The organism is Bacillus sp. AFS029637 (assembly GCF_002584985.1).
In the GTDB taxonomy this organism is placed as follows: domain Bacteria; phylum Bacillota; class Bacilli; order Bacillales; family Bacillaceae_G; genus Bacillus_A.
This window is the reverse complement of record NZ_NUPZ01000046.1, coordinates 25782-36682: the sequence shown is the minus strand read 5'-3', so window position 1 is coordinate 36682 and position 10901 is coordinate 25782. Positions and strand designations below refer to the sequence as shown.

Genomic DNA, 10901 nt, shown 5'->3' with positions numbered 1-10901 from the left:
GCGGAAGCGGCTCGTTCAGAGTCGCTTTTTTCTATTGGGTGTTCCCATGTAACGGTACATGAAATTATATTAACGATTTTTCAAATATATCGATCATAACTCGCAATATATCAACGATTTTTTCATTATATCGATCACAACTCACAATATATCAACGATTCGACAAAGAATATCGATTTACCGACAAATCACGACAATATTAGCACTCTCCTCCCCTATTTTTATCAATATATTACAATCTCATTTATGTTAAAATATAGGAAACACCCTTTAGTAACTAGATCCAAAAAGCTTTTCCAAGTTCATCATTTACTACTTAAATGACGGGAGTGGTTCAGTTGAAAGACTACTTAATTAGAGCATTTTTTGCGTTAATAACAGTTGGGATTGTCTTACTTATAGCTAATATTTTCAATATAAATGTCGCGGTGAAAGACTATGCTTTCCTCGTTGTTGTAGCGATTGGTGGCGGCTGGGGTGGCTGGTACCTGTATAAAAAACAAAGTAATCAAAATGATAAAGGCATTCCAAAGTAATATGGAATGCCTTCCTTGTTATTTCCGTCTATAGTAAATAATGAAATTTAGACCACTGATCACACCAATCGCAATAAACATATTAAAAGACTGCACATCGCCACCTAGATTATACTCATCAACAATAAACCCAGACATAAAGAGTGTGATTGCCGAAACACCGATACACAATATCGAAATAAACCAAAAAGAAAATTCATTAATTAGCTCTTTCTTCTGTGTTGAAACAATTAGCATAACAAGAACAGATGCTGCTAATATACTTTTAAAAACAGGACGTAAATATACAAACTCCCCCATCTATTTCTCCTTTTCCAAAAACATTATATCTCAACATTAACATATTTAACCAAATTAAAAACACATGCCTTTTCAAGGTAAAATGACATGTGTTTCAAAAAATCTCTATAAAATTGTATTATGATAGCTGTTTCCACTTCGTCCCTAAAACAGGGCGCTCATAATTTTGGATTTCATGAATGAGTTTATCTGCCGTCTCTGCTGAAACGATCAACTCTTTATTTGATGGATTCATAAAGCCTTCTTCTGCTGCACGTTCAACCATTTGCAGAATTGGTCCGTAAAAGTCTTTAATGTTTAATAAACCAACCGGCTTATTATGTATACCGATTTGTGACCAACATACAACTTCAAATAGTTCTTCAAACGTTCCATATCCGCCTGGTAGTGCAATGAAAGCATCCGCAAGCTCTGCCATTTTTGCTTTACGCTCATGCATCGTTTCTACTTCAATTAGTTCTGTTAATCCTGTATGTACAATTTCTCCTCGGAATAAACCGCGCGGCATAACACCTGTTACGCGTCCACCTAAACGAAGGACTTCGTTTGCTACTTCTCCCATTAATCCAACGCATGAACCGCCGTATACGAGCTCATAGTCGTTCTCAACAAACATTTTTCCTAATTCAATTGCTTGCTCTTTAAACTCTGGTCTCTCCCCTAAATTTGAACCTGCAAACACACAAATCTTTCTCATTCCTACACCCCGAAACTATATATTGTTATGATACAATTGACATTGTACAACATATTGAGGAGATGAGGAAGAAATGGATATCGTCGCATTTCAAAGATGGGTTGAGGAATTTTACGAAAAACGAAGCTGGTCACAGTATAATGCCTTTATTCGCTTAAATTTCTTAACTGAAGAAGTTGGGGAAGTTTCACGCGTTGTTCGCGCTATTGAAATCGGCCGTGATCGCCCAGATGAAGATGCGAAAACAGAAGAAGAGCTAAAACAAGAACTAAAAGAAGAACTTGGTGATGTACTATCTAATCTTGTTATTCTTTCACAAAAATATGATTTAGACCTGCAAGACATTATGGACACACACGTCACAAAGCTTTCGAAAAGGTTCGAAGCATCCAAATGAGAATATTATCAATTATGATATAATATTCTTGTCACAATAATAAGGGGGATTTTATGTTATCTAAAAAATTGCACGACGCACTAAACGATCAAATGAACTTTGAATTTTATTCCGCTCATGCTTATATGGCAATGGCAGCTTACTGTACAGCTGAGAGCTACGATGGATTCGCTAACTTTTTCCTTGTACAAGCTGAAGAAGAGCGTTTCCACGCAATGAAACTTTACAACTATATTAATGACCGGGGCGAGCGCGCTATTATTACTGGTTTTAATAATCCAAATAACGAATACGAATCTGTATTACACGCTTTTGAAGTCGCACTTGAACACGAGCGTGAAGTAACGAAACGTATTTACAACTTATCTGATATCGCTTGGGATGAGCGTGAACACGCAACAATTACATTCTTAAAATGGTTCGTTGATGAGCAAGTTGAAGAAGAAGCTTCATTTGATAGCATCATCCAAAAATTAAAACGTATTACAAGTGATTCAAACGCACTATTTATGCTAGATGCTGAATTAGAGAAACGTACATTTACGCCTCCAGCTGAGTAGTATTTCAATCACCTTAATGAATGTATTAAGGTGATTTTTTATTTCAATGACTCCTTATAATCAACTGGAAATTATATCGAAAAAATGTATGAATTTGTTTTTGTATTATTTATAATAACACTATAAATACTATAGGGGGTTCGGTATGGGAAATGTATGGCTTACAAGAAATTTAAGAATCGGATTTTTTTCAGCGTTCTTTATTATTCACATGCTAGTATTACTAGTTTCTTTATTATCGGGGGCAATTCAATTCGCATTTATTTGTCTATTATTCTCTATTCCATTTGCATATCTCGGATTTGGTATTGATATGCAACGAAAGAAAAAAGCAACTCAAGTTTTAGAAGAAAAGATGAGATCCATAAATCAAGTAGAATCTATTCAATGTATTGCCGACGGATATCATGAACAAAAAGGCAGAGGCCACTTAGCTTTAACAGATCATTTTCTCTTTTTTATAACAAGAAAAAAAGAAATTTACTCCATAGACCTACATACAGTCGAACGCTATGGAACACGTGCTGATGGAACTGGTGTTTATGGAACAACCATCCACCACTCTGGTCCCATTAGTATCGCAAGTACTCAAGAAGCAAAGATACCTATGTTTTATGTTGAAGGTATTCATGCAGGTGAACATTTCCATTATGCCTTTAGTACCTTCAAAAACACTAAATTCTTTAAAATTTTAGATCGTAATTTAAGCTCTGGAAAAATCGCAAAAGAATCTGCCGCCAAAAACCAGGAACAGCAAAAGCAACAACAAGTGTTTGAAAATGAAAATGCTGTTCTTATCCAAAATATGAATCGCATTATGGATACAGAAATCAATGATTTAGATACACCTCTTTATTTACAAAATGGAAAAGCATATTTAGAAATTTATTTTGATATTTTTAAAGAACAATTTCCAAATTTAAACGCTTTGCAAGAGGGTGAAAAGCATACATTTTTCAGTTATCTACAAGCTTGTATGCTACGTGGTTCACGTATGTATAGTACGATCGTAGAAATGAATCATGGGAAAGTTTTATCCCTACAAGAAACCCCTACTCTACCAATAGATTTATTAGAGGAAAATTTCCCTAAAACATTCATGCCTAACTATCCTGCTGTCAAACAAATTGTATACAGTCAATTTAGAGGTTTTAGATATCAAAACCAAACCATGATAACAGAAGAACAAGCTCTATCCCTTACAGAAGAATATATAAAAATTGGATTTAGAAATGCCATGAGTAATTTCTTAGCATATAACGAACTACAAAATAGAGTGACTGTATAAACATAAAAGAGATGGGCAATTGATTGCCCATCTCTTTTTCATACACTTTTTAAATTTTATTAAAGCATAACCCCAACGATAATCGCTGATAATATACTTACTAATGTTGCACCGTATACAAGTTTTAATCCGAATGATGATACAACGTTTGCTTGTTTGCCATCAATACTCTTCGTTGCACCTGCGATAATTCCGATAGATGAGAAGTTCGCAAATGATACAAGGAAGATTGATAAAATACCTACTGTACGAGTTGATAACTCACCAGCTACTTTACCTAAATCAAGCATTGCAACGAATTCGTTCGTTACTAATTTTGTTGCCATAATTTGTCCTGCTTGTAGCATCTCTGATGTTGGAATACCCATTATGAATGCTAATGGTGAGAAAACGTAACCTAAAATGCTTTGGAATGTGATTCCGAAAATAGAATCGAATACACCGTTAATTGCTGTAATTAATGCTACGAAACCGATTAACATCGCCGCTACTGTTACAGCGATAGAGAAACCAAGCATAATATATTCGCCTAACATTTCAAAGAATGTTTGTTTCTTATCTTCTTGTAATTCTAAAATATCGTCTTCTTCTTTTACGTCATATGGATTAATAATATGAACGATAATGAATCCACTGAATAAGTTTAATACAAGTGCTGTTACTACATATTTTGGATCAATCATTTTCATATAAGAACCGACGATTGACATCGATACTGTTGACATTGATGATGCACAAAGTGTGTATAAACGATTTTTCGGTAATTTGCTTAGTTGATCTTTTACTGTAATAAATACTTCCCCTTGACCAACAATTGCAGCTGCTACTGCATTATATGATTCTAGTTTTCCTAAACCGTTAACTTTACTTAATAGGAAACCGACTGCACGAATGATAATCGGTAAAATTTTAATGTGTTGCAGGATCCCGATTAATACCGCTAAGAAAATAATCGGTAATAATACTGTTAAGAAGAATGGTGCTTGTCCATCGTTTGCTAGACCACCAAATACGAAATTAACCCCAGCTTCCGCAAATTTTAAAATAGCGCCAAATCCATCTGCAATTCCTTTAACTAATACAAATCCGATTTTTGTATTTAGTAAGAAATACGCAAGTACCAATTGAATGACAAGCATAAGTGCAATTGGTTTATATTTAATTTTCTTACGATCTGAACTTATAAGGAAACCTAGTACAAATACTACAAGTAAACCGACTAGAAACATTACTATTTTCATATGTGAATCCTCCACTTCTCCCACGAGTTATTAGTCATCTAACGAATGACGTCTGACCATTGTTGTTAAAAAAATTTAAAACCCCTAAATACTATTCAACTGTTATCTAAAATCAGTAAGCGTTTACATAAATTGCAATTTATAAAAGGTAGCCTCGTATCTCCTACCATATTTGAAAGTCTGAAATTGATACCACCTACAAATCAAATTGTAAGCGTTATCTAATCGAAATGCAATATAAATTTTAAAAGATTTTCATATGTTAATATATTCCTAACTAATTGGTTTTTTCATGTAAATTTACCATAAAAAAATAGCCCTAGCTTTGAGCTAGGACCATCCCTTTTTATAACATAACACCAACGATAATCGCTGATAATATACTTACTAATGTAGCTCCGTATACAAGGCGTAGACCGAATGATGATACAACATTTGATTGATTTTCATCGATACCTTTCGTTGCACCTGCGATAATTCCGATAGATGAGAAGTTCGCAAATGATACAAGGAATACAGAAAGAATACCGACTGTACGAGCTGATAAATCACCAGCTACTTTTCCTAGATCAAGCATCGCAACGAACTCGTTTGATACTAATTTCGTTGCCATAATTTGTCCCGCTGTTACCATCTCTGATTGCGGGATACCCATTACGAATGCTAATGGTGAGAAAATGTATCCTAAAATAGCTTGGAATGTAATACCGAACATTGAATCAAACAAGCTATTGATTGCTGTAATTAATGCTACGAAACCAAGTAACATTGCTGCTACCGTAATTGCAATCGTGAAACCAAGCATAATATATTCGCTCAGCATTTCAAAGAATGATTGCTTCTTCTTATTTTCTAACTGCAGTGTATCTTCTTCTTCTGTAATATCGTACGGGTTAATAATATGAATGATAATGAAACCACTAAATAAATTTAATACAAGTGCTGTTACTACATATTTCGGTTCGATCATTTTCATATAAGAACCGACGATTGACATCGATACTGTCGACATGGAAGATGCACATAATGTATATAAACGGTGTTTTGGGATTTTACTTAATTGATCTTTTACTGTAATAAATACTTCTGCTTGTCCAACAATTGCAGCTGCTACTGCGTTATATGATTCTAGTTTTCCTAGACCATTTACTTTGCTTAACAAAGTACCAATAGCACGAATAAATATCGGTAAGATTTTAAAGTGTTGCAGAATTCCAATTAGAACAGCAAAGAATACGATTGGTAATAAAGCTGTTAAGAAGAATGAAACTTCTCCTTTATTGACAAGACCACCAAATACGAAAACGATTCCAGATTCCGCATATCCAAGAAGCGCTCCAAATCCATCTGAAATTCCTTTTACTAAAATATAACCAATTGGCGTATTTAATAAGAAATACGTTAACGCTAGCTGAATAACAAGCATAATTGCGATTGGTTTATACTTAATCTTCTTTCGATCAGAACTTATAAGAAAACCGAGTCCGAACACAACGAGTAATCCTACAAGAAACATAACAAACTTCATGAATAAAATCCTCCATTTAACTCTTCATTAACGTTGAACGTCTGACCATTCAAAACAAGAAATAATCCGAACTTTCCATTTCCCCTCTAAAACCTTCAATTGGATATAAAAATTCATATAACCTCTTGTCCCAAAGGCATTTTCCATTCTAACATAAATCCCAATTCATATCCTCCCTTTTCTAAAAAAATTACATTTTATTATAAAACGCTCATGAATGTTCGTCTTTTTCATTATGTAATAAAAAAAATGAGCATCAAGTTTCACTTGATGCTCACCTCATTATACAGCTTTTTCTTTATCAGCTACTGGCTTATCCCAGCACTCTGTATTGTTCAATCCTGGAATAGACTCCGCATAAAAGACTGGATCTTTTCCTTGTTTCTTTTGCTTTACGTAATCTGATAATGCCGCGAAAGCATACTTAGAAAGGAATACAATTGCTACTAAATTAATAACAGCCATAATACCCATGAATAGATCTGCTAAGTCCCAAACAATTTGAATTGTTGCGACAGACCCTAACATAACCATACCAAGTACAGCAATTCGATAAGCATTTAATAAAACTTTACTTCCATTTAAGAATTCAATATTTGTCTCACCATAGTAGTAGTTACCTACTAATGAACTGAATGCAAACAAGAAGATTGCAACTGCTACGAATATAGATGCCCACGATCCAATGTGTTGACTTAACGCTTGTTGCGTTAATTGAATTCCATTTAAATCAGCTGCACCAGGTACATCAGATAATAAAATGATGAATGCTGTACAACTACAAATTAATAATGTATCTGTAAATACCCCTAAAGTTTGAATGAAACCTTGTTTAACTGGATGTGTTACGTTTGCAGTCGCTGCTGCGTTTGGCGCACTACCCATACCAGCTTCATTTGAGAATAATCCACGTTTTACTCCTAGTAAAATCGCAGCTCCTAATCCCCCACCAACTACTTCTTTAATTCCGAAAGCATGTAAGAAAATTTCTTTAAATACATACGGAATTGCCGTAATGTTTGTTACAACAACAAATAATGCAACTGCTACATAAATAATTGCCATTACCGGAACGATCATTTCCACTGCACGAGCAATTCGCTTCACTCCGCCGAAAATAATGATTGCAAGTAAACCAGCCATAACAACACCAACAAGTCTACCATCTGTTTTAAATGCCTCATCAAAGGCTGCTGCTACCGTATTTGATTGCACAGCATTAAAAATTAATCCGAAACTAACCGTTATTAAAATAGAGAACACAACACCTAACCAGCGTTTCTTTAAACCCTTCTCCATATAATACGCTGGTCCCCCACGGAATGTATTCCCATCTTTTACTTTATAAATTTGCGCTAACGTGCTCTCTACAAATGCAGAAGCACCCCCAATTACCGCGATTAACCACATCCAAAATACAGCTCCAGGTCCTCCCATAGAAATTGCAATAGCAACCCCTGCTAAGTTACCAGTACCTACACGAGAAGCTGTACTCATACAAAATGCTTGGAACGATGATACACCGCTCTTCTCCTTTTGCGCTTTTCTTGTCTTCGAACTCGCCCCATCCCCAAGTAAGCGAATCATTTCACCGAAGTAACGAATTTGGACAAATTTCACACGAAATGAAAAGTAAAGTCCTAACCCAATTAACATTGCAATAATGATATATGACCAAAGAACATTATTTACATCCCCAATTATATTAGTTAAAAAATCCATAATTGTATTGCCCCCTCTTCCTAACAATAAGAAAATTATATTCTAAAAACTTGTGGCAATCAAGAATTTTCGACAAAAATGCAAGGTTTTTTAACACAACTATGTAAGGATTTCTGACACGAGCGCTTTTTACATCTTTTATTACAACAAAAAACGAGCATCGAATTCATCTCGATGCTCGCCTTTTTATTACACTGCTTTTTCTTTATCCGCTACCACTGGCTTATCCCAACACTCTGTGTTCGTTAAACCAGGAATAGAGTCTGCACTGAAAACTGGATCTTTCCCTTGTTTCTTTTGTTTCACATAGTCTGCCAATGCAGCATACGCAAATCGACCAAGAAGTGTAATCGCAATTAAGTTTGTCATTACCATTAGACCCATAAATAAATCTGCCATATTCCATACCATTTGAAGCGTCGCAACAGAACCGAATAATACCATTGCCACTACCGCAATACGGTAAATTGTTAACCAAGTTTTACTTTGTTTAATGAATTCAATATTCGTCTCACCATAATAGTAGTTTCCTAGAAGTGAACTGAAAGCAAATAAGAAAATAATAATCGCTAAGAAGCTACTTGCCCACGGGCCAATTTGTGAACTTAACGCATTTTGTGTTAATTCAATACCTTCTAAATTCGTTGCTTTATATGCACCAGAACATAATACGATAAACGCTGTTGACGTACATACTAAAAATGTATCTACTAAAACACCGATTGTTTGAATAAATCCTTGTTTTGCTGGATGCGTTACGTCAGCTGTTGCCGCCGCATTTGGCGCACTACCCATACCTGCTTCGTTCGCAAATAATCCGCGCTGAATACCATATTTCATCGCAGCACCAATACCTCCACCTACAGCTGAATCTAAACCGAATGCACCTTTAAAGATTTCTGTAAATACATCTGGTAGTAAATAGAAATTTTTAATAACAACGAAAATAGCTACCGCAATATAAAGAAGTGCCATTGGTGGAACAATCATTTCTGACATACGTGCAATACTTTTCACGCCACCAAAAATAATAACCGCAACCAGTGCCGCTAATACGATTCCGACAACATAACGCTCAATACCAAATGCATTTTTAAATGCTAATGTAACTGTATTCGCTTGTACTGAGTTAAAAATTAAACCGTAACTAATTGTGATTAGAATAGAGAACCAAATCCCCATCCAACGTTTATTTAAACCTTTTTCCATATAATAAGCAGGACCACCACGGAAGCCACTGCCATCTTTTATTTTATAAATTTGCGCAAGCGTACTTTCCACGAAACTTGAAGATGCTCCAATAATTGCAATAACCCACATCCAAAATACAGCTCCAGGTCCTCCCATAGAAATAGCTAGCGCTACACCAGCTAAGTTACCGATTCCAATACGAGCTGCTGAACTCATACAGAACGCTTGGAAAGAAGATACACTACCCTTTTTACGCGTCTTACCAGTTAATCCATCACTCATTAATCGAACCATTTCCCCTAAATGAGTAATTTGTACGAATTTTAATTTAATAGAAAAATAAAGCCCTAACCCAATTAACATTGCAATAAGAATATATGACCAAAGAATTGTATTCGTTGATGAAACGAATTGATCTAAAATATTCATACAATTAACCCCCTCCTTTTATTCATAAAACGAATTATATTTAAAATACACTTAAAAATCAACATATTTCGACAACTTTCGACTTCCAAATATTAGAGATTCTACGACTCCCCCTTTCAACAAATACACATACTAAAACAAAAAATATTTTCATAAACAACGCCATTGACAAAAATACACATCTGTAACTATAATAGTTACATCAAGTTGTAACAAAACTAATTACAATACATTCATTCTTTTTCAGATATACATTTTAATAAAACACTTTGGAGGGATTCATTATGAAAATCGGAATTATCGGAGCAAGTGGTAAAGCAGGAAGTCGTATTTTAAAAGAAGCATTAGATCGCGGACATGAAGTAACCGCAATCGTAAGAGATGCCGCAAAAATTACAGAAGAAAATGTAAAAGTTTTAGAGAAAGATGTATTCTCCCTTACATCTAACGACCTAGGGGCATTTGATGTAGTTGTAAATGCATTCGGCGCTCCAGCAGGACAAGAACATCTTCATGTAGATGCAGGGAACGTACTTATTGAAGCTGTAAAAGGTGCACCAAATACAAAATTACTTGTAGTCGGCGGCGCTGGTAGCTTATTCGTAGATGAAGAAAAAACAACACGTGTATTTGATACACCTGGATTCCCTAACGAATACCTTGCAACTGCTCAAAACCAAGGTAAAAACTTAGAAATCTTACAACAAACAAATGACATCACTTGGACATTCATCAGCCCTTCTGCACTATTCGCATTAGGAAAACGTACTGGCTCTTATACAGCTGGTAAAGACAACCTTCTTGTTAACTCAAAAGGGGATAGCTACGTAAGTTACGAAGACTTCGCGGTAGCAGCTCTTGATGAAATCGAAAATCCAAAACATGTAAATGAACGCTTCACAGTTGTTTCTGAAGCTGAGTAATAAAAAAAGCTCGTAAAACATATTGTTTTACGAGCTTTTCTATTTTTTTAAACCTTACCTCTTGTATACCTTCTGTTTTTTCAAAACCT

Annotated in this window: 11 protein-coding genes; 5 read left to right on the top strand and 6 right to left on the bottom strand. The window is 35.0% G+C overall.

Going from position 1 to position 10901, the window contains the following annotated elements; all coding sequences use genetic code 11:
• Window positions 1-338: 338 nt before the first annotated feature.
• Window positions 339-536 (top strand): hypothetical protein, encoded by a 198-nt coding sequence (locus COE49_RS25080; RefSeq protein WP_088232073.1) that lies wholly within the window; start codon window positions 339-341, stop codon window positions 534-536.
• An 18-nt stretch (window positions 537-554) separates the two neighbouring features.
• Here the strand turns inward: COE49_RS25080 and COE49_RS25075 are convergent, their stop codons facing one another.
• Together COE49_RS25075 and COE49_RS25070 are read right to left on the bottom strand one after the other, a co-directional pair.
• Entirely contained in the window at window positions 555-836 is a 282-nt protein-coding gene (locus COE49_RS25075; RefSeq protein ID WP_098946141.1) for a hypothetical protein, read from the bottom strand.
• 118 nt (window positions 837-954) lie between these two features.
• Window positions 955-1533 carry an LOG family protein gene (locus tag COE49_RS25070; protein ID WP_001225739.1) on the bottom strand — a complete coding sequence of 193 codons (579 nt, stop codon included), beginning with the start codon at window positions 1531-1533 and terminating at the stop codon, window positions 955-957.
• Window positions 1534-1606: 73 nt separating this feature from the next.
• On the opposite strand from COE49_RS25070, the gene COE49_RS25065 reads away from it, so the two are divergent.
• The 3 genes from COE49_RS25065 (at window position 1607) to COE49_RS25050 (ending at window position 3778) form a co-directional block, all read left to right on the top strand.
• Window positions 1607-1930, top strand: coding sequence for a MazG nucleotide pyrophosphohydrolase domain-containing protein (locus COE49_RS25065; RefSeq protein WP_088232071.1), 324 nt, complete (start codon window positions 1607-1609; stop codon window positions 1928-1930).
• 53 nt (window positions 1931-1983) lie between these two features.
• Window positions 1984-2490, top strand: a complete 507-nt coding sequence (locus COE49_RS25060; protein ID WP_088232070.1) for a ferritin — start codon at window positions 1984-1986, stop codon at window positions 2488-2490.
• 145 nt (window positions 2491-2635) lie between these two features.
• Window positions 2636-3778 carry a hypothetical protein gene (locus tag COE49_RS25050; RefSeq protein ID WP_088232069.1) on the top strand — a complete coding sequence of 381 codons (1143 nt, stop codon included), beginning with the start codon at window positions 2636-2638 and terminating at the stop codon, window positions 3776-3778.
• Between the two features lie 59 nt (window positions 3779-3837).
• On the opposite strand, the gene COE49_RS25045 is transcribed toward COE49_RS25050, so the two are convergent.
• The 4 genes from COE49_RS25045 to COE49_RS25030 all read right to left on the bottom strand — a co-directional run bounded on the left by COE49_RS25045 (window position 3838) and on the right by COE49_RS25030 (window position 9889).
• On the bottom strand, window positions 3838-5019 hold the full coding sequence (locus tag COE49_RS25045; protein WP_088232068.1) for a NupC/NupG family nucleoside CNT transporter: 1182 nt from the start codon (window positions 5017-5019) through the stop codon (window positions 3838-3840).
• A 346-nt stretch (window positions 5020-5365) separates the two neighbouring features.
• Window positions 5366-6547, bottom strand: a complete 1182-nt coding sequence (locus tag COE49_RS25040) for a NupC/NupG family nucleoside CNT transporter (protein ID WP_088232067.1) — start codon at window positions 6545-6547, stop codon at window positions 5366-5368.
• A 282-nt stretch (window positions 6548-6829) separates the two neighbouring features.
• Window positions 6830-8269 (bottom strand): alanine/glycine:cation symporter family protein, encoded by a 1440-nt coding sequence (locus COE49_RS25035; RefSeq protein WP_088232066.1) that lies wholly within the window; start codon window positions 8267-8269, stop codon window positions 6830-6832.
• Window positions 8270-8458: 189 nt separating this feature from the next.
• Window positions 8459-9889: an alanine/glycine:cation symporter family protein gene (locus COE49_RS25030; RefSeq protein WP_088232065.1), complete on the bottom strand. Its 1431-nt coding sequence runs from the start codon at window positions 9887-9889 to the stop codon at window positions 8459-8461.
• A gap of 284 nt (window positions 9890-10173) precedes the next feature.
• Between COE49_RS25030 and COE49_RS25025 the strand changes: the two genes are divergently transcribed.
• The gene (locus COE49_RS25025; protein ID WP_088232064.1) at window positions 10174-10812 is read left to right on the top strand and encodes an NAD(P)-dependent oxidoreductase; all 639 of its coding nucleotides are present in this window, start codon (window positions 10174-10176) and stop codon (window positions 10810-10812) included.
• The last annotated feature ends 89 nt before the right edge of the window (window positions 10813-10901 follow it).

Bases quoted from the DNA above. Each gene is read 5' to 3' on its own strand.
- COE49_RS25060 (WP_088232070.1), top strand. From the start codon at position 1,984: ATGTTATCTAAAAAATTGCACGACGCACTAAACGATCAAATGAACTTT.
- COE49_RS25070 (WP_001225739.1), bottom strand. From the start codon at position 1,533: ATGAGAAAGATTTGTGTGTTTGCAGGTTCAAATTTAGGGGAGAGACCA.
- COE49_RS25045 (WP_088232068.1), bottom strand. From the start codon at position 5,019: ATGAAAATAGTAATGTTTCTAGTCGGTTTACTTGTAGTATTTGTACTA.
- COE49_RS25035 (WP_088232066.1), bottom strand. From the start codon at position 8,269: ATGGATTTTTTAACTAATATAATTGGGGATGTAAATAATGTTCTTTGG.
- COE49_RS25025 (WP_088232064.1), top strand. From the start codon at position 10,174: ATGAAAATCGGAATTATCGGAGCAAGTGGTAAAGCAGGAAGTCGTATT.
- COE49_RS25050 (WP_088232069.1), top strand. From the start codon at position 2,636: ATGGGAAATGTATGGCTTACAAGAAATTTAAGAATCGGATTTTTTTCA.
- COE49_RS25075 (WP_098946141.1), bottom strand. From the start codon at position 836: ATGGGGGAGTTTGTATATTTACGTCCTGTTTTTAAAAGTATATTAGCA.
- COE49_RS25030 (WP_088232065.1), bottom strand. From the start codon at position 9,889: ATGAATATTTTAGATCAATTCGTTTCATCAACGAATACAATTCTTTGG.
- COE49_RS25040 (WP_088232067.1), bottom strand. From the start codon at position 6,547: ATGAAGTTTGTTATGTTTCTTGTAGGATTACTCGTTGTGTTCGGACTC.
- COE49_RS25065 (WP_088232071.1), top strand. From the start codon at position 1,607: ATGGATATCGTCGCATTTCAAAGATGGGTTGAGGAATTTTACGAAAAA.